Consider the following 21,541-nt stretch of genomic DNA (forward strand, 5'->3'; position numbering starts at 1 on the left):
TGGGTTAGCTATGAGCGTAGCTTTTGAACAGCTAGCTTTTCTGCCTAATTGATTTGTTGGACCAAGTTATTTGCTCGAAACTCGCCGTCATGCCATAAGTAAAGTCGTTGCGAACCCGCTTTTCTAACATTCACAATAATTGCTTTTACTTCCCCTGTTTCATTGGCAACAGGCTTCACTAATAACTTGCCTTTATCGACGTTAAAATAAGTTTTATCCACTTGCCAGTCTTGACTATTAAGCAGATTATCCGCTTTAGTACTACGGTTAGTGCGTTGTTTAGCTATCGCAAAAACACTTTCCCCTTTACTATTGCGGTAAGCAACCGCCGCTGTATCACTCTGTTTTCCAAGCTTTTCTAAAGCAAAAATCTTGCTAACTTTTTTGCCATCGGTGTCTACTAATGTACGATTTTTTGTACCAGGCATAGGGTGTCCATGGGTCCAACTACCATTGTCAAAAATAGCCATACGCCATTCGCGATACCCTTCCCCCTTCGCCTCGTAAGCCGCTGCAATTTTGCCATCACCTAGAATAAGTGGTCTTGTGCCGAAACTGGTTTCACCTGCTTTTTCTGAGTTGTAGGCTAAAGTGTGTTGGTTACTGCTCTGCAATGTTAATGGTAAGGTTAATTTTTCTTTATTTGCGTTATAAAACGAGCCGTCCGTCGTATCTAACACCATGTAATAAAGGTTTAGACGGTTGTAATGTGTTTTATCGTGGATCTCTTTAAAATTACAAGCATGCCAAAGTGAGGTAATTGCAATTTCAGTGTCCGATATTTTTAACGGATTAATGTAATGAGTGTGAACGGTTATCGGGTCGCTATGATCGGGCGTTGGCCAAGTAATAGTGACTGGCGGCTCAAACGTTTGTGAACCATTTTTCATTTTGTAATATAACCATGGAGATTTATGAGTACCGGCGCGAGTAAAAAAATAAATGTCGCCATTGGCCATCTTGTAACTTTTGGTATAAGAAGCAAAAGGCGTGATGTCGTTTTTTTCTGAAAATGAAGATAAATCATATGGTTTGCTAGAAACCACATGTTTCATTCGGCCACCAGCATGGGGAGTGTCTATCGATAATGGATTTAACCCATCTTCACGCTCTCCTCCATGGCCACCAAATACAATATGAATATAACCCTGATTATCTACTTCAATTATGGGCCGCCCATGGCTGTCAATTTTGCGTTCACCTTTTGACAGGGTGCTGTGTCCCGCTTTGTAAGGCCCATCCCATTTGTCTGTGCGTAAGTTGTAACTAGCAACATATGGGTCTGTTAAATGTCCTTGGTAAGTCACATATACCGTATCACCAATGAGTTGGTGCCAACCTGTGTAAGTATTTCCCGGTAAGTTTTCTGTAAAGAAACCTTTGGGCAGTTGCGGTTGATGATTGGTTTTCTTGCTATTCGAACTTAAGTTTTCTGCAGGCAGGTTGTAAATTTCAATAAATTTTTTGCCTTCGGTGTAAGCATCATAAACAGGTTGAAACTCAACATACTGACCGTATAAATACTGATCTATCCGCCAGCGCCAATATTCACTGTTATAAGTAGCGTTAGCTGTATTTCCATTTTGTTTTTCATTTATTAAAGCCGAAAATGTAGGATCTTGAAGAGAATATTTATTTATTAATTCAGACCTTTTTTCAAAAAAATTGCTCTCTGTCTCTGCTAGAACAGGCTGACTCGGTAGTTTGATTGCACATGCAGATATTGTAATTACGGACGCTGATATCACCGCAGCTATAGTAAGTTTTAATGCGTTATTCATGGTAATTGAGCTTCTGTTTAAATTAATAGAAACAAATTATTGGGTTTAGATTTCAACCCAACAATAAAGGCTTTAAAAGCCCCTTTTAGGGAGGCACGAATTTACATCAACTTTTATTTTTTAAGACGTTGCGTTCTTTTACTGAATACCAGTTTGTGAGTTTATCGCTTAAAGCTTTTACCAACTCTGGATGTTGTTCTGCTAAATTCATTGTTTCATGTTCATCAGCTAAAATATTGTAAAGCCTCGGGCCTTCTAACACACCTTTGTGGTACTTCTGGTAACTGATGTTTGCTCCGTCATAACTTAAGATTAACTTCCATTGGCCTGCGATCACCCAACGGTATAACAAAGTGCTTTCAGCGTTGTTCAGCTCTGTCATGTCATGGGCAAATCCCTCTCCAAATATAGCATCACGGTCTATTGGCGTTTCTTGTTTTAGATTTTCCAATAAATTTTTACCAGGTAAATTAGGCGGAACTTCAATACCCGCTACAGCTAATACCGTAGGTACAATATCAATGCTGCTCACCGCTTCTGTTCGCATTTGTGCGTTAAATTGACTAGGCAAAGAGAACATAATAGGTGTACGAACACCGCTTTCTCCTGGGCTTTGTTTTGAGCGCGGTAAAAAACGTTCCGCCTGACTTGGATTTGTCACCCAGCCATTGTCAGATACATAAACAATCAATGTATTATCTTTCAGCCCTTTTTCCTCTAAATATCCAAGTAATTCAGCATTGGTTTCATCAAACCATTCGATCATCGCGTAGTACTTAGCAATAGATGTTGGCAAACCTAAATTTGCGTATTTTTTATATATGCGCTGCGGTGGATTATGCGGTGTATGAGGCATATATGGCGCATACCAAATTAAAAATGGATGGCCTTCGGAGGTCGATTTGTCGATAAAGTTCGTTATCGGCTTTATTCCTTCACGACCAATTTTTAATCCGTCATCTCCGTGACGGCCGCCTTTTTCTGGAAAACCACGAGTCATGCCTTCATCAAATCGGCCGCGCTTAAAGCTGCCTTCCCACCATTTACCTGTTTGAAGTGATTTGTAGCCTTTTTCTTTTAACAGTTGCGGCAGTGTCGCAACATTATCAATTTTTGTAATAATTTCACCGCGTTGCTTTTGATATTCAGCCCCTTTTTTGCCGCCCGGTAGATTGCGCGATGGATCGTTGCCCGTAATTCCGTGCTGAGAAGCATAAAGCCCCGTGGCTATCGTGGCCAATGATGGCCGACACAAAGAAGTCGGAACATAGCCTCGAGTAAATGTCACAGACTCAGCCGCCAACTGGTCTAATGCAGGTGTCTTGACAATCTCATGCCCCATAAAGCTATAGTCATTCCACGCATGATCATCAGATAAAATAAGAACAATATTTGGCGGTGTTTGGTTATTTTCACTATTTGTGTCTCGGGAAGAATCTAGCTTGTCAGATTGCAATGAAGTCATGTTGCAACCAGCTAAAGCTAATACTAAAAGCCCGCACAGAGCCTTTGTCTTATAAGCAAGTTGTTTTATTTTACAATGTCCAGTTGATAGGTTCATTTGATTAAGCCTGTTTGCGACTATTGTACTTTTTAATAGTTTTTGTGATTACTTTTACGATATTGGAGATGACTTCCCATTTATTTCTAAATATGCGAAACCAACTCCATACCGTCACTTATTATGGTGTTTGGAACTCTAAGCGGTGCTGGCCAGCAGAATATTTCACGGGCTTTAGCTTACCGAGGGTAGGTAATGTCACTAACGCACTTGAGTTATTTGGAATTACAAAATCCCAAACGATACGATCGCCATCACGTTGCCAGCGACTTTTTATTTCCCCATACCCGGTTGTGTAAGACACATCCACACTATCTAAGCCAGATACAAATAACGGGGCTAATTCAAAATCTTGATATCCAACGGTGTCAGCCATTGGACGAATACCACCAAGGCCTTCATAAAACCAACCGTCATAACCGCTGTGGAATGGATGGTTTAATGAACGGCCAGGTTCGGCTTCATGTCTACCTTGCTTTGAGCCTGGAATAAAGCCACCTTTACGCTCCCACAATGTGGTCGCATTAAGCTCGTTTAGCAGGTAAGCGTAACCTGGGTAACCTTTGGCTTTAAAAATATTAAAGGCCGTATCTGCGTAGCCAAAATCACTTAACGCACGGTACAAATAAGTTTGCCCCAACGCACCGACAGACGCATGACCTTGCCATGTGTTAATCACATCATCGTTGATAGCTTTGGCTATCGCCGCGTGTTTATCTCGAGGCGCAATATCAAACGCTATTGCCATCGCATCAGCTGTTTGGCTTCCATAACTATTACTTGTAGAGTCAAATAATTCAGTATTAAACTGCGTAGTGATCTGCCTAAATAACTTAGAATAGTGAGCGGTACCTTCAGGTTTATTTAATAACGTTGAGATTTTTGACATTAAATTAGCAGTATGAGCAAACAAAGCGGAACTTGTTAACGTTGGAGTTGTACGCTCAGAGGCACAACGTCCGTTTACGCGGTCCGCACCGCGATTTACTACAGGATCACACCAGTCACCATAGCCAATTCGTAACATTGAACTTTCTAGCTTTGCTTCACCAGCTGTCATGTATTCAACCATGCTCTCATATTGGTCAGCCAATAATTGCATGTCTCCATGGTGGCGATAGTGTTCCCATGCGATCATAATTTCCGCTGCCGCCCAGTCAAACTTGTCACCATGTGTTCGTTTACCAGGCACAACTGCTGGCGCTACAAATGCCGCGGTTTGAAAGTCGCCCAAAAACTTGTCCCAAAACTTATCCATGTTGTAATTGTAGTTACCAGTGATCATTGCCGCATGAGCATCACCAGTCCAGCCAGCTCGTTCACGAATTGGACAATCCATTGGCAATGCAATTAGGTTACTTTCATATCCCCAAAGGGCCATGTCATGTATTTGATTCAATAATGGATCAGAGCTTGTAAATTTACCTACTATTTCAACATCGCTTCTAACTAAATGCGCGGTTATTGAATCTAAAGCCGGGGCATGCTCCAAACCTCGAATTTCAATGTACCTAAAACCATGCCAAGTAAAAATTGGTGTCCAGCTTTCAGTTTCATCGTCTGACGCTATATAGCCGTCCACCTGTTTTAATAAAGGCGCGCCGCCGCCACTTTTTTGACTGATCATATTTTTAGATGTGACCCATTCAGCGTAACGGAAATACACAGCTTGCCCTTTTTTAAGGCCAAGGCTTTTAACATCAACGGTTGGAATACCAGTAAAGTTTTGACCAAAATCCAATACCCAAACATTTGGCTCCGGATTCAAGATGTCTACAGGCTTAACTTCTTTAACAGCTTTAATTGCGGGCTGTAGTTGTGGTTCGAGGGATTTTGTAGGCCATTGCTCAAGCACTTCTACCTTTTGCCAACTGCTCAAATCTAAATTGGTATCTTTATTCCAACCAGCGATAGCGTTATTTGCATCAAACAATTCGCCAGAGAATACGCCTTCTTTTAATACAGGAGAAACATGGCTCAACCAATTTTTGTCACTGGCAATCACTTGTTTAGTGCCGTCGTCATAGGTAACTTCAAGTTGGGCAATAAAAGTTGGCTGACCATAAGACAAAGAGCGCTTTGGCTTTGAGCCCGATTTAGCATCAGGGTTTGTCCATTTGCTGAATGCAATATCTTCGTCATACCAACCACTGCCTAGATGCACAGCGATGATATTTTCACCTTTATTTAAAAAAGATTGAACATCATCAGTGTTATACAAAATACGTTTATCAAAATCGGTTTGACCCGGGTCCATAATACGATCATCCACATTACGACCATTTAGATATATTTCATAGTAGCCACCAGCTGTACTATGTAATCGAGCTTTAGTGATTGATTTATTGCTGTCTAATGTAAATTCATGTCTAAATAGACCTGCTGTTGCTGATGCTTCTAATTGTTTTAATACTCGTTGTTGAGTTTTTAGTTTGCTGTTTGTTAAACTTTTATTTTCTAAGTTTGCAGCAAATCGCATCCATTGCGTAACGGCTGGCGTAATTTCAGTGGGTTGAGGTTTAGCCATTTTTAGCCATTTCGCTTGCCAATCGTCCTTATTAACAAGTCCCATTTCCCAAGAATCGATGTCACTCCATTTATGTGGCGGTTTGTCACCTTCAGCCCAAACTCGAACGCGCCAATAGACGGCTATACCCGATGTAAGTGGCTTTCCTTCATATGCGATATGAACTGAACGTCGATCTTGTATTTGCCCACTATCCCATAAATCTGGTCTGCCCTCGGATATTAAGTGTTCAGATGTAGCGACTTGAATCTGATAAGCGCTTTGTGTGGTGACATTGGAATACCAAGCCAAACTCGGTTTTGGATTATGAACATTAAGCGGATTCTGATTACCTTCTACCAATAAATTAGAAGGCGCTGGATCTAAATCTTGCTTAGTTCCACAACCTACAACATTAGCAACGACAAGCAAAAGTATCGCTATTCTAGTGGCATACCAGCCCTTGTTTACGAAATACCGAGTATTGTTCATTAAATCCATCTCCTTTTAACGAGCACTTTCCTATATCGCCGCATACATAATTGCGAGTAAGTAAGAACAAGTTGATGATTTATTAGGGTTGGATATTTGTCTAAGGTAGTACTACTGGCATAAGACCAGAGAACAAATAGCATTAGCTATTTAGACTTATATATGTGTAATCCCTATTGATACTGCAACTTTAACGTTGCTTCTAATTTTATTTATTATTTTTTGTACAACTGCAAATAAACCTTAACACGCCACATGTTTAAAAAAAAGCACAAATGAGCGATTTTGACTTACAATGACTTGTCGTGGTATTTATAATACATTAGACGTTTAACGGGTTAAAACTCCAATAATTTAAAAAAAAACAATAATAAATAAATAGATAGGATTTATCTAAAGATAGAAAAAAATATTAAACAAAGTATAAAAAAGAACAATATAAATTCAAAAACAATAAACCACTCTTAGAAGTGACTATAATCGACTGGGGTTGACATGAATAATAAAGTATATATTGCACTCACCATCGTGGTGGCATATTTAGGCCTTACCGCCTGCCAATCAATCTCGAATGTATTTTCCGATAAAAGTAGTGATAAATTATATTCAGGTGCAGTTTCAACGGTGACAATACAGCAACAAGCCTTAGAAATCGGTCAGCGAGTAGCAGATTGGCAGGTAACTCAAATTGAAGCTGATAATTATGATTATTTAGCCGCTCGATATCACGATGCATCATCTAAACCTCAACATTGGATCCAAGCAGCGTTTTACATTGGATTAACAGAATGGGTAGAGGTCACCGATAATAACGTTTTGTTAAGTCACATCGAAACAATGGCAAAAGAGCAAAACTATGCATTAAGGTTATCTCGAGGTAAACATGCTGATGACCATGCTATTGGACAAACCTACCTTTGGTTAACTGAAAGAACAAATAACAAATTTGCATTTGAGCCGACAAAACAACTTTTTGATCAAATACTTGCAAATCCTTCAACTGTTACACTAGAAATGGATTCAAGCAAAAAAAGACCTAAAGCCTACGAGGGTGCTTGCCAAGATAGGTGGTGTTGGGCCGATGCATTGTTCATGGCTCCAAGAACGTGGATAAAATTAGGAAATATTACTGGAGAAGACAGATATATTAATTTTGCCGACAAAGAGTTTTGGGCAACCGTGAACTATTTGTTTTCTGAAAAACATGGATTGTATTTTCGCGACAGCCGATATTTCGATCAGAAAAGTGATAATGGAAAGCCTGTTTTTTGGAGCCGAGGCAACGGTTGGGTATTTGCGGCTTTACCTTTAATCATTGATGACTTACCAAAGGACCACCCTTCTCGCGTCCGATATATAGAGCTCTTTAAAAAAAATGCAGCTGGCTTACAAAAAATACAAAACCCAAACGGATACTGGTCGGCTTCATTGCTTGATCCAAATAAGGTTAAAACACCGGAAGTAAGTGGTACAGGCTTCATCACGTATGGATTAGCTTGGGGGGTAAATAATGGTATTTTAACTGATGATTCTTATAAACAATCAGTTATTAAAGGTTGGAACGCGTTAGTGAACTCAGTGCAGAATAATGGTCGAGTAAACTGGGTTCAACAGGTAGGAAAATCCCCTGATCCCTTGAAAAAAACCGACACTCAATTATATGGTGCAGGTGCAGTGTTACTTGCCGCATCCGAAATGACCAAGTGGACAAAGTAGAATGTATTCTCGCCGATGTAAGTCCTACAGGCGCTTAACTATGCAACCAGTACGTCGGCGGCAAGTAGCTAGTGCACTCATTATCTGCTTGTTAGCATTCATTACAGGCTGCAACAGTCACCCTGCACTAGCATCAACTATGTATGTCGCTAAGTCTTCACTGAACACACCTAGCTCAATGGTTGAAAATACAAATTTAATCGCTATTGAAGCTGAAAATTTTGCTAGCCAACATTTAGACCATAAACGCCGCTGGTTGGTTATGTCTGAAGATACATCAACACATAATTATCCAGATGCTGATCTTCCGCACTACGAAACCGCTAGCGGCAAAAGTTATATTGAAATTTTGCCAGATACGCGAGTCAATCATTATGAAACACTTGTTCGAGGTGAGAATTTTAGTGCACAAGGCGGCAATGTCGCCGTATTAACCTATCCGGTATATTTTGACAAGCCTGGTAAATACTACGTATGGTCACGCGCTTTTAGTACAGGCAGTGAAGATAATGGCGTTCATATCGGTTTAAACGGGCATTGGCCTGAAACGAGCCAGCGCGTTCAGTTTTGTCATGGTAAACACAAATGGACTTGGTCGTCAGCGCAGAGAACAATCGGTAATCATTGCGGCGTCCCAAATACCATTAGTGTTAATGTACCTACAAAAGGTGTACATACTTTAATGATTTCAATGCGTGAAGACGGATGCGAACTGGATAAACTCTTGCTGACTCAGGATGTTAACTACCAACCTAGAGGAAAAGGCATCGCTGCAAAAAGATTAGCCCCACCGCCTTTACAGGAAAAAACGGAATTGTTTGGTATTAAACAGTACAAACGAATTATAAAACCCGAAAGTTTCAAGTTCGATAAAACCAATAATGGATTTGAGGCAACATTGGCTCTAGGTCATAAAGATAGAGGTTCAAGTTCGTTGATAGTAGTGACTTTGCACGACACACATCAAAACGTGCAACCTATCGAGTTCACAATCCGTATTAATGACAAGATAATTGGTAATTTTAAGAATAACTCTTCTATCACGTTAAATAACGAATTTTATTTTATTACAGATAAAGTAAACCTTAGCAAAGGCGATGTCATTCGAGTCACAGTAACAAACCCAGGCGATGTTTTATCAATAAAAAAAATTAAAAGTCTATGGCAAGCTCTCGTTATTTCGAGAAGCCAATAATTAGTAGAGAAAGGGATAAGCAAGATGTATAAATTAACAAAAAAGCCCGTAATTCACTTTAAGAAAGGATTACTCAAAATAAGCTGTGTAACATTAACAGCCTTAGCGTTAGTCAGCTGTTACTCTTCAACAACACATACTAACTCCGACGCTAAAAATACAGTCAACACTAAAGATAATCAAAAACAACCGAACATACTATTTATTCTTGCCGATGATCATCGTTGGGATCTAATTGGTAAATATCACTCTATTATAAAAACCCCGACACTCGACCAACTTGCAAATCAAGGCACTGTTTTTAAGAATGCTTTTGTTACGACACCAATTTGTGCTTCGAGCCGTATTAGTATTTTAACGGGGTTAACAGAACGGACGCACGACTTCACATTCAGTCGCCCAAAAACAGGAAAAGTGGAATCGGCCAATATGTACCCCGCAATATTGAAGAAAAACGGCTATCGTTCGGCACTTGTGGGTAAATATGAAATCAACATGTCAGGTCAACATAAAGATAGATTTGACTATTTTAAACCGCTATTGCACGAGAAAACAGGTGAGTTTAAAGGTAAAAATTTGCCACAGACTTATTACATTGCTGAGTTGGCCAAAGATTTTATCGAACAATCCAAAAATACAAACCAGCCTTGGACAATGTCGGTAAACTTTTGGAACCCCCATGCATTAGACAAAGATAAAGAAGATCAATTCCACTACCCGCCTGAATTTGAAAACTACTATTCAGATGTCACTATTCCACCTGCAAAATTATCTGACAACGAATATTTTGAACAGTTACCCGAGTTTTTACAATTATCGATTGGCCGCGTTCGTTGGGAGTACCGTTTCAGCAACGAAGCCATGTACCAAAAAATGGTCAAACGTCATTACCGAGCTATCAGTAGCGTCGATAAGGCCGTAAGTATGTTGATCCAAAAACTAGAAGAGACTGGCATGGCAGACAATACAATTATCATTTATACCGGCGATAACGGGTATGCATTAAATGAACGTCAACTTGCTGGAAAATGGTTTGGTTGGGAAGAAGATCTACGTGTCCCTCTCATCATTTACGACCCTCGTAATAAACAAGATCAAGCAAAAGAAATCACAAAGATGGTGCTCAATATCGATATCGCACCAACGATTTTAAGTTTGGCCGGCGTTGATGCACCACAAACATACCAAGGGAAAAGTTTACTCCCTATGTTAAATGACAGTGATGAAATACAAGACTGGCGTACCGAGTTTATGTTTGAGCATATGTATCAGCCTAAGCGCGTGTTCATTCCACCCGTTGTAGGTGTCAGAACTGAAGATTGGAAATATTTCGACTTCCATAAGCAAAATCATGAGCGGTTATACGATCTGAAAAACGATCCTGATGAAACAACTAACCTAGCAAACGATCCGAAATATCAGCACGTGTTAAAAACACTTAGCGAAAAAACGGATTTGTACATTAAAAAATATGAACAAGCTAGAACGGATGAAGTTAAGCAACGGCCCTCTTTCCTAAATCAACGGAATTAAAGTCCCTTTTATTAATGTACTCAAAAACAAAAAGCCTTTGTCATTTGTATGACAAAGGCTTATTAAATTAATGATAGAAACTATAACAACTACTTAATTACAAAAATTTAACTGCGATATTTAGTTATTCTAAAAAGTCTACCTATCTTTAAATTTCTGAAGATGCTGTTGCATTATCATTCTTCTCAATACTGCAAATAATCCAAGCATAAACAATATAAATGGCATTGTGGAGCCTCCAGAACTGTCGCTGTCCTTTGGTTTATCTTCGAGGTCATCCTTTTGTGATTGCACAACTTTTTCCTTTACGATAATTTGCATGGTCACTTCCGCTGTAAGTCCTAAATTATCAGTTGCTACCGCTTTCACCACATGAGACCCAACGGGTAAGTCTGTTAATGAAGAATCAGTTTGTGTCCACTGATACGGGGCCGAAGTCAGCGTTGAAACTTCTACATTATTAACAAAAAGAGCGACTTGCTTTATAGAGCGCGTGTTCATTGGTGAAGACGCTGTAACGTCAATGGTCAAACTATCATAACCTTCCTCAACTGTTTGTGTTGAGTCATTAAAACTAACTAAAGGTGCCTGAATAGTTTCTTCAATAATTAAATTAGCTAAAGCTTCTGCCATTAAGCCTTCACTGTCGGTTGCCACAGCTTTAATAGTATAAGAACCGACTGAAAAATTGAGTAATTCTTCACTAAGCGATGCAGAGTGCCCCCACTCGTACGGAGCAACAGCCTCCTTGCGAATCAAATTATCGTCGACATACAGTTCCACATTTTCGATAGTTCGTCCTAAGACTGGCGTCGAGGCATTAACACTAAGTGAAAAACTATTATACCCCTCAAACATTGTGTAAATGTCCTGTGGGAAAGTGACAATCGGAGTTGGGTCAATAACAGTCAAAGACATCGTCGTTTCCGCAGTCTCTCCCTCACTGTCTTTAACAATGGCTTTTAACTCATATGAGCCGACACTTAAATTTTGTAGGTTAGGCTCTTCGAATGACCATTTAAATGGCGCTGTGTTCTTTGTTGATATCAACGTTTCATCTAAATAAAGGCTAACCTGCGAAATAGTACGCGTATCATTAGGAGTATCAGCAATAACGTTAATGTCGACACTGTCATACTCTTTTAACAAGGTGATATTGGTAGTTAAGAATGCAACGGTTGGCGCTGACTCCACAACGTTTACCGTCATAAATGCTTGAGATGTATCACCAACATTATCAACAACTACAGCCTTCACTTCATAAGAGCCTAGCGTTAAATTTTGTAACGCTAAGGTACTTTGTGTCCATGTGTAAGGAGCGGTATTCAATGTTGATATAAGTTCTTCATCTAAATATAAAGCCACACTTTCAACATATCGCGCGGGATCGGTTACAGAAGTCATTGCCGATAATGATATGTTGGAATAGTCTTCAACCAATGTTATTTCCGTTTTTTCAAAGTTCACGCTTACTTGAGAAATATCTAGGTCAATAATTTGGATATAAAGTGGGAGAGAATTACCCACCCCTTTTTCCATTAAGTAGTAATAAACTTTTCCATCCTTAATATAGATGGTTCCATGAGCAAACGTTGGTCCGTCTGTTGCTTCATAAACTCGAGTAAACTTATTTGTACCGCCTGTTGCAACTTCAATATAAGGTCGACCTCCGCTAAGTCCAATGACATATATATTGTCTCCAGCTGTATAAATCGATGAGGCCCCAACAAAATTTGTGTCGATAATAAACTTATCCGATCCGGAAGGTTTATAAGAATGGATATAGACTTTTTCTTTTGGGATATCAGAAAAACCAAATTCGGCAGCTTCTGAAGAAGAGTTATTGGTTTGCACTAAACTGATTATATGAATATCACCGCGAGCTGTTACCGTCCAATCGAAATCTTGAACAATATAGACTGAGTTAGGTTGTTCATGAGATATATAATCACCAGGCTCGAAAACTTTTATCTCATCAGAGTTAACTAACGGCCAAGTCATTGGGTCGCCATTGTGATTGAACCATTCTCCAAAACCTTCAGGATGATCAGAATACGCATAATAAACACCATTTTGATATTTATATTTATCGTCGTTGTCACTACTTCTTTGCTGGAAACCAACTCTAAGTTTTCCGTTCAAATACTTCATGTTGCCATACAGGCCCCAATTGTATTCATTCCCCGCATTTTTTTGATTGTTTAAATTAAATTTTGTAAATGTAGACCAGGTTTCTGTTTCAGCATTATAACGGTTAAACAAATAAGCCCCATTGTTGTTGCCTCCTAAGCGCATATAGAGCAATAACGTACCGTCTGAGGTCGCAAAAAACTTGGGATATGTCAGACGGGCAAAGTTTGCTTTATCAGCAATGTCGCCCGTCATAGAAAGGTGTTTGTAATCATTCTCACCTTGACTAACAGCACTTGTATCTTTAACAAATTTATCTAATGTAAAATCGCCATCGGCAACATCTGCTGTACCTGCAACACTGTATGAGTAGCGAAAGAAATCATCTTTAAATTTGCCATCATGATTATTGTCATCATAGGCGTGCATGTCATAGACCATGTGAATGGTTCCGTTAATAGGACTAACAGCCAAACCTATCGTATTATGTGACTCACCAATTAACGGATCGCCCCTGAAGCCGGTGTGCTGGTGCGGAAATTCAATGTCTACTGTGCTACCGGTTACAGTATTAAGCCTAGTTAACATTACGTGGCGGTCATCTTTACCGCCACGGTACCAGGTCATAAATACATAGTGTTTATAGCTTTTAACCGCATCTCCATGCGCTGAAATACTGCGTCCAAAGAAAAAATCATATTTATCACCAGTATTTGCAGTATGTACATTTCCATAGTCAAGATCGACGCCATCAAAATATAACCCATTATCGGCAATTTTTACTTGAGTTTCTAATGTCACTGCAGCGTTAAGTTGTAAAGAAGCTAACATCAACGAACCTGAAAACAGACTTATTAGCTTTGCAAAAAAAGTAAAAAGAACAGTGCAAACAGAGTTAAATATAGCCAAATTCTTTGTCGGCGACCGTTTAAATTCTATCAACCGGCTTATATACGTTTTAATTTTATTCACTATTAAACCTCATTTATTATCATTTTTATATTGTGTTAAACGGGGTTAAACCAGTTATCGCTATATAACAGCAACAATGTTCGACTATTAGCCCCCTGTAAATGTGCTAATTTTAATTCGAACTGTTTTACCACCATGTACAATGACACTAACAGTCAAAATAAATCATTACAAACCATTTGAGATCATATCAGTCACTAAAACAAGTGTTGGTGAGTGATATATGATAAAAATACAAAACAGCTTCTAGTTCTGCCATTAACAAACAAGAAAATAAACACTTTAAATACATAAACTTAAACAAGAAAATCCCATTTGAAAAGTAGTAGCGGCCTACAGAACAGCGGTTTACAACGACAATTAATCATGGTTTAAGCACAAACTAGAGTTACCATTTTTACTTTTTTAATTACGTTTTTAATTTAATTAAACTCGGTATTTCGAGTGCAATAAGTTTTAAATTCAACATGAAAAATATGTATGCCGTGACCACCAATGGTTAAGAAACACTCAACACAACACAAGAAAAACACAGCACAACTAAGTTAAATCAACAACTTAAAAAAACAAGACATTAAAAAACGATTGGTAAAAACTAATTATAGGAGCTGTCATTTCATTAATTTTTTTTCTACTGTTTAAAGACAAAATTAATTAACCCGACAAATTAAGTTAATTTATGAGCTATATTGATTATTTATGACCACTAATGTAGTTTGGTTGTTGCACAATAAAAATTATAAATAAAATTAGTTCCAATCACAGGCGAGAAGCTCATGGGAAAAATAAAAACAAGTAATACAAATGTTAAACACAAGTCGAAACTACTCGGCTATTCAACAGGTGTTTTAATGACTTTGTTTGCACCTTCAATTTTAGCTGCGGAAATTCAGGCCGCCATTGACAGCAAAAATAAAGAATCTAAAGATTTAGAAGTTATTGAGGTAACAGGCATTCGGGACTCACTCGAAAATGCTCTTAATACCAAGCGCGAGGCGGATTCGATTGTAGACGCTATATCTGCCGAGGATATTGACGGTTTGCCAGCCCTTGATTTAGGGGAAGCATTACAGGCGATTCCAGGTATTCAACTTAATACTGACGATGGCTCAAGAAATTCAGAAATTAATTTACGTGGATTACCAGGTGGATATGCAAAAGTAACGGCTGAAGGTCAATCTTTTGCAACACCTAGTCGTAGCCAAGGAATAGTTGGAAACTCAAATCCATTTGGCGCTTTTGAGGCCGGTGTTTTTGATGGCGTTACAGTTATTAAAGCCCCTACTGCTGACATGCAAGAAGGTGGTATCGGCGGTATCGTAGACAAAAAGTTACAACGAGCGCTCGGTAAAAAGGACGGACAATATTCCTTTAGCGTTGGAAGCCGATATGAGGAACTCGCAGATAATTGGGATAAGACAATTAAGTTTTCAGCCTCTAAGCATCTGATCAAAGACAAGCTCGCAGTAGCATTTAAAGTTTCAGCTTCAGAACAAAACTTTCGTCGTGATACGGCAAATTTCACGCAATATACTTCATTAAATACCGTAGATAATAATTCAATTAAAGACACAACATTTATTTCAGCCGACGACTTAAATGCCTACAAGTCTCAACATGGCATTACCGATCCACTTGCCATCGTAAAAGTCATAGGCAAAGCTGGTCAAGTTACCGAAAATTCCCGTGGAGACCGTATTTCAGCCACTGGTAATATTGAATTTAAGCCAACAGACGCATTTAAGATCGGTGCAAACTTCCTTTTCACAAAACGAGATTTAGGTGAAAGTAATATGGAAGATGTGCAGTTTTATATTGATAGTAACGATAATAATGGCAACCAAAATACGCAACGAGTAATTCCAATCGGAGCGCCTATTCAATTGAGCAATAACGCTAATCCGGACTATGTTGAAGGATTACACCACCCAGACTTAGCAACAATTCCTGTCTATGCCGTGACTCATGCAGAAATGACGAACGTGTCCTGGACTCCATCTAATCGTTTATCATCAAGTAAAGAAGAAGCTAAAGGAATTTTTCTATATGCAGATTACCTCACCGACAATTGGCATATTGACGGTACGATTAGCGTCTCAGAGGCGGAAAGTGAGGGTATTCTGACTGGCTTAGACTTGAGACATACCAACAAACGTAATAATCAGTACTATACCGATTTAGACAGTGGTGAGCGACTTAACTTCTCGCCAACAGGTATCAACGGGGTCATTAATACGGGTAACGGTAACTTAAATAATGCCTTTGCAAGTATTAGTGGATATGACGATTATCTTTATTCAGATGTTAACGGCATTTTCAGCCAAGTTGATCCAGAAACAGGCGAACTTATATATGATCTTGGAGACAACGCGTGGAAACGCTTTGGCAATGGTTGGGAATCAGTTCCACTTACGAGTTTTGGCAGTAGATTAGATCCTAAAATCAATCAGGGCGATTTAAATGATTTCCCAGCGGGTTATTTTCCAGCCGCTCCAATTGCTTTAACTCCCGAACAAGAAGCAGCATTAACGCCGGAACAAATCGAAGAACGCGCCGCTCAAAGCCAAGCAAGAGCTGATGCTATCGCCAAGTTTGGTGGCAAGTCACTAGATTACTATGTTAATGGTCGGGTTACACGTCCGATTCGAGAGTTTGAGTCCGGTGAACTTAATTTTGAACGTTATTTAGAAATTGGCACTAGTGCATTTTCTTTTACCAGCTTAAAGTTTGGTGCGCGTCATTCTCGTGAAACACTACAAGTTGAAGATCTTCGTGTTGGCGGAGGCGGCATGAACTTGTCACAAATAGGCCGCGATGTCCTATACAAAGAAAAATTATCTTCTGATGAACAAACAGTCTACTTTAATGGTGACTATGCTGGTCATTATGGTTCAGATGCAGGTTGGTCAGTACTAGATTCACAACATTTAGCGACTATTGTTCAACAAGATATGACCCCTTATGATCCACAAACAGGCGAAGTTGTCGAGAATTACGATATTGCCGATCCAACAGGTTTTCCAGTTAAGTTAGAAAATGCGACTACATCGCCAGCTTATGGATTAAACCAGTTTTATCGGAATAACTTTTATGCCGATCAAGCGATAAACGCCGTATATTTAATGGGTAAATTTGAAGGTGAAATCGGTAACATTTTATACACAGGTAACGCCGGTATTCGTTACGTTGAAACGACTAATGACGTTATTGGTCAGGGATTTGATGATGAAGGAAAAGGTATCGCAGTATTAGTCGAAACTGATTACGCAAATACATTACCTTCATTTAACGCGGCCTTTGAATTATCAGAAGACATTGTTTTAAGAACTGCTTATTCAAAGGCGCTTGTAAGACCTAATTTATTGTCTCAAACCCCAAGCCCAATTAATGACAACGGCCGTTCTACGGTTAAATTAGAAAATGCAAAAGCGGAAGTTCTGCCCTATACCGCACAAAACTATGACTTATCATTAGCTTGGTATAATCGTGAAGGTTCTGCCATCTCAATCGGAATGTTTGTTAAAGACATTGAAGGTAAAATTCAAACCCAAACCATATGTCCTGTAGGTGAACACGAAAAGTGGGACGTTGGCGAGTTAGAGCACATCGACGATGGCTCTTCTTCAGGTCTATGCCAGGAAATCGGAGAATTTGAAACTGACGACGGCGAAATTCTTACTAACCGTAAAGTCACAATTAAAGAAACGTTCAATAGCGATATTCCAATCACAGTTACAGGATATGAACTTGCGATTCAGCAAAAGCTTGACTTCTTACCTTACCCTTGGAACGGATTTGGCGGCGTATTTAACTTTACCAAAATTGACTTAGATGAAGGCGAAGGTGCGCCTATGACTCGTATTGCACCGCATTCAGCAAATCTAATTGGGTATTACGAGAACGATGGTTTCAGCCTTCGCTTGGCTTATAACTGGCAAGATGAAAAACTTTTAAGTACCGACGGCGTTACAAACTTCCTTGGAAGTGATGCCCGTACTCAAACCTCAGGTGGTCGTCTCGATTTATCCGCGTCATACAAGTTTGCAAAAGGGTTTAATTTCAACTTACGAGCATTCAACCTAAATAACCGTCAGGAATATGAATACATAGGTGGTAACGAAGACGCCATCAGTCGAATTCGTTACGCCGGGCGTATCTATACTGCTAGTTTAAGTTACAGTTTCTAAGCAATCATAAGACGAAAAATATTTACAGGACAATTAACATGAAAAAAGAAATCTTAGTTTTGTCTATGATTGCCAGCCTAACGGGTTGCGACCTAGACAACAGCGAAGCAAAAAAAGTACCTGCTGATTTTAATAACGAGTTTACAACTAAATTAGGTTTTGACGGCACATCTGGCGAAGGCCTAGACGTTGAAATAACTTTCGGCCATGGTTCTGCTTCGGGAGTAATTGGTGTCACCGACGTTAACTATGGAGAAGCTGATCCCGATTACAGCTTAATTCCTGAAGCTGAATTTGGCACTTTTATAATGACAAAAGAAGGTGACGGTGTATGGACTTACGATTTGGATGAAACTCATCCACAGGTAGCGGCACTGCAGGGTAATCCTTCGGCCTCTCTTACCGATTCGATAACTTTGACGTCTCTTGATGGTACAACTTCACAGTTAAACATCATCATTAACGGCACACCTGCTGATAGCCCCGCTGAATTTCGGGGAGCAACAGTTGCCAACGTATCTCTGACCGAAACATCCGCCTTTGGAAAAGCCGAAGTTTATGATGAAAATTTCGAACAGTCTATGTTTAAACCTGTTGATGAAGTAGGTTATGAAGTTGTAGCAAAATATGGAACTTTTATAATTCATGCCGATGGTCGTTGGGAATATGAGTTAGATAAAAGACACCCTGATTTACAGACCTTAGTAACACCGGAAGACGCAACGGACGAAACTTTTACCATTTATTCTGCAGACGGTACTGAAGTTGAGTTTAAAGTAAATATTACCGGTGCGCCTTTAAATTTTGCTGTTCAAATTCCTAGTGAAACTGATCAAACCAGCATTTTTGCAATTGATTTTCTCCACGGAGGCTTGACCCCTGAGGATGTTAATGATGGAAAAATTACATTTAGAGCTAAAGTAACAGACGATTTAGCGACATATGGCAACTTTGGTTTTACCTGTAGCAGATGGAATGGTAACAATGATGGTGGTGGTGATAACCGAAGGCTAGCTCAGTTTTGGATGCAGCCCGAAGGGCTATTTGAAATGTGGTCTGCTGAAATAAGTCCGGGTGGAAACTATCAAAATGGGTCGGCAGACTACGCAAAAGATGAAAACAATCAGTTCATAACCGAAAAAGTCGTGTTCGATCAAATGTTCATTCCAGGCGAGTGGGTCGAGCTTGTAATGTCTTGGACATTTAGTACTGCAACAAACTTATCTTATATCACATTATCTTTTGACGATTCAGTAGCAACCTCACAACATGGTGCGATTCCTGATGATCCAAAACAAAAAATAGTGGCCCAAACGGTGGCTGGAAGCTCATTATACAAATGCCTTGATGAAGCTCGTTTCTATGTAAGAAAAAATGTCGATAACGGCGGTGTTGGCGCAATGCTAATTGATGACATTAAATTCTACAAAAACATAGATGCTGATATAAAGTTTGATACTCCTGACTTTGAAGAAAGCTTTTCTAATAACAGTGATGGTGACCCGGTAAAAGCGTCTGGAGAACCTCGTTATCAAAATGTCACGACTGACAATATTTCAGTAGTTCGTGATCTGTAATAACGAAAACCAAACCATTCATTAAACACAGGGGAGATTTACTTCCCCTGTGATTAGAAAAGAAATCGTAAGAAGGAAAACAATAATGAAAAAACAATTCCTAACTTTAGCAATTATCGCCGCTTTAGGTGCATGTAGCAGTGATGACGAATCTGGCGTATCAACGCCAACCCCTGCCGACATAACAGGTGACAAAACAGGTACAGCAACAAAAGCGGCCAATGCGACAGGAACTTTGACCGTAAATGACGTAAACCCAGGTGAATCTTTAGTTTATCCATCCACCACCACTGGACTGTATGGAACATTTTCCATTAATGCTGCCGGTGAGTGGGAGTACAAAATCGATACCGCTAATGAACAGATTATTGCGCTTGTTAGCGCGGCAATGGACCCACTAGTCGAGTCACCTTTTACCATTACTACAGCTGACGGTACGACCGAAAACATCTCTATTTCGGTCGCTGGTATTGACGTTCCTGCTACATTTAGCGGAGCTTTGAGCTATTCTGTTGTTTATGATGATGGTAATGCCAATGCAACCGTCACAGTACAAGATGATAACCCTGCAGAAGCAAGCTTTGCACCCGATCAAACCCCTATTGCAAATTACGGTGCAGTTACGTTTGATTCGGTCTCGGGTGAGTGGATGTATGATTTAGATGAAAGTATTGAAGCAGTTAAAGCACTAAATTATGTTGAAGATACTGACACTCCTCCATCGGTGGAGGATACTTTTATTATTAAGTCACTAGATGGCACTGAGCAGGTTGTAACAATCCGAGTTTTAGGTTCTCAGCTAATTGATGCTGATATCGACGGTATTCCAGGTGGGGTAGACGTCGAACCAGAAGAAGGTCAAGAGCCGGTTCGCAACCCAGATGTATTTGTTAATATAAATGCTGGCAATGCAGATGGGATGCTAATTATTACTGACCCCAACTTTGAACAAGAAAAGTTTGAAGTAATGTCGGATATTACGTCGACATATGGTACCTATTCAATAGATGAGTCTGGTTCATGGACGTATACATTAAATGAAGAACTTGATGCAATTAAAAATCACAAAGGAGACGGTGTAACTTTACCCGATCCACTGATTGATGAGCTAGCAATTTCGTCAGCAGATGGCACAACTGCAACTATTCCTATTAATATTAACCCGCTTGTCGGCGGTAATTTAGCAGCCCATCTAGGGAGCTCTGATGGAAAAGATGCTAAATGGGCCATTGATATACAGGACTTAACAGCTGTTCAAGGAAAAGCCTCTTTTATTGGTGAGTATCCCAACGAATCAACAAAAGATGTAAAATTGATATTTAGTGGTAGCAAATGGAAAGGCAAGGAGCTACATAGGACTTATCTTGCTTTAACGGTGAGATCCAATGGTGAGTTACGTTTGAATAATGAAACAGGTAATGGTAAATACCACACATTAGATAATACAATTGAGAAAGGTAAACCATTTTTAGTGGAGTTCACTTGGGATAGTTCAGCGGGTACACCTGCTTTACTTTCTTTGTATATTGATGGCAATCCGATTTCCTCTGATGCGATGACAATTAATGAAGACAATACCTTCTCGTCAATGACCGTTGGTGGTAGCCTTCAAAACAACGGCCCTGGTTACTTCGATGTGCAAACTAAAGGAGGCTCTCCATTCATAATAGACGACTTCACACTCTATTCTGATGTTGCTGGCAATACCGAGGTATTTAGCGAAACATTTGAAAGCTCAGATGATAACGAGTTTTTAGAAGGTAAAGAGTTTACTTATGACAAACTGTATACTTCAGGTTCGAACGGCTCTACAGCTAATTCAGCGTCACTGGTAATTCCATTGACCAAACCATAAACCTGTAGAAGTTATTCTCATAACTAAAGCGCTACT

10 protein-coding genes are annotated in these 21,541 nt (G+C 39.5%); 6 read left to right on the forward strand and 4 right to left on the reverse strand.

Annotated features, from left to right (window positions below):
* Positions 1-44 precede the first annotated feature (44 nt).
* The 3 genes from KO525_RS09970 to KO525_RS09980 all read right to left on the reverse strand — a co-directional run bounded on the left by KO525_RS09970 (position 45) and on the right by KO525_RS09980 (position 6,340).
* A complete protein-coding gene (locus KO525_RS09970) occupies positions 45-1,781 on the reverse strand; it encodes a BNR repeat-containing protein (protein ID WP_215963658.1) in 1,737 nt (578 codons plus the stop codon).
* 106 nt (positions 1,782-1,887) lie between these two features.
* Positions 1,888-3,246: a sulfatase gene (locus KO525_RS09975; protein ID WP_215963659.1), complete on the reverse strand. Its 1,359-nt coding sequence runs from the start codon at positions 3,244-3,246 to the stop codon at positions 1,888-1,890.
* A gap of 217 nt (positions 3,247-3,463) precedes the next feature.
* A complete protein-coding gene (locus KO525_RS09980; protein WP_215963660.1) occupies positions 3,464-6,340 on the reverse strand; it encodes an alpha-L-rhamnosidase in 2,877 nt (958 codons plus the stop codon).
* Between the two features lie 495 nt (positions 6,341-6,835).
* Here KO525_RS09980 and KO525_RS09985 point away from each other — a divergent pair, with 495 nt between their 5' ends.
* From KO525_RS09985 to KO525_RS09995, 3 genes are read left to right on the forward strand one after another with little or no spacing between them, the layout of a single operon-like run.
* A complete protein-coding gene (locus tag KO525_RS09985; protein ID WP_215963661.1) occupies positions 6,836-8,056 on the forward strand; it encodes a glycoside hydrolase family 105 protein in 1,221 nt (406 codons plus the stop codon).
* A gap of 40 nt (positions 8,057-8,096) precedes the next feature.
* Positions 8,097-9,251 (forward strand): hypothetical protein, encoded by a 1,155-nt coding sequence (locus tag KO525_RS09990; protein WP_215963662.1) that lies wholly within the window; start codon positions 8,097-8,099, stop codon positions 9,249-9,251.
* Positions 9,252-9,275: 24 nt separating this feature from the next.
* Positions 9,276-10,784, forward strand: coding sequence for a sulfatase (locus KO525_RS09995; RefSeq protein ID WP_215963663.1), 1,509 nt, complete (start codon positions 9,276-9,278; stop codon positions 10,782-10,784).
* Positions 10,785-10,922: 138 nt separating this feature from the next.
* On the opposite strand, the gene KO525_RS10000 is transcribed toward KO525_RS09995, so the two are convergent.
* Positions 10,923-13,745, reverse strand: coding sequence for an Ig-like domain-containing protein (locus tag KO525_RS10000; protein WP_215963664.1), 2,823 nt, complete (start codon positions 13,743-13,745; stop codon positions 10,923-10,925).
* A 917-nt stretch (positions 13,746-14,662) separates the two neighbouring features.
* On the opposite strand from KO525_RS10000, the gene KO525_RS10005 reads away from it, so the two are divergent.
* From KO525_RS10005 to KO525_RS10015, 3 genes are all read left to right on the forward strand, one after another.
* The gene (locus KO525_RS10005) at positions 14,663-18,073 is read left to right on the forward strand and encodes a TonB-dependent receptor domain-containing protein (protein WP_215963665.1); all 3,411 of its coding nucleotides are present in this window, start codon (positions 14,663-14,665) and stop codon (positions 18,071-18,073) included.
* Between the two features lie 38 nt (positions 18,074-18,111).
* Complete coding sequence (locus tag KO525_RS10010; RefSeq protein WP_215963666.1) at positions 18,112-19,650, forward strand: VCBS domain-containing protein; 1,539 nt, start codon at positions 18,112-18,114, stop codon at positions 19,648-19,650.
* Between the two features lie 85 nt (positions 19,651-19,735).
* On the forward strand, positions 19,736-21,505 hold the full coding sequence (locus KO525_RS10015; RefSeq protein WP_215963667.1) for a VCBS domain-containing protein: 1,770 nt from the start codon (positions 19,736-19,738) through the stop codon (positions 21,503-21,505).
* The last annotated feature ends 36 nt before the right edge of the window (positions 21,506-21,541 follow it).

Source organism: Psychrosphaera sp. B3R10 (assembly GCF_018861025.1).
Taxonomy (GTDB): Bacteria; Pseudomonadota; Gammaproteobacteria; order Enterobacterales; family Alteromonadaceae; genus Psychrosphaera; species Psychrosphaera algicola.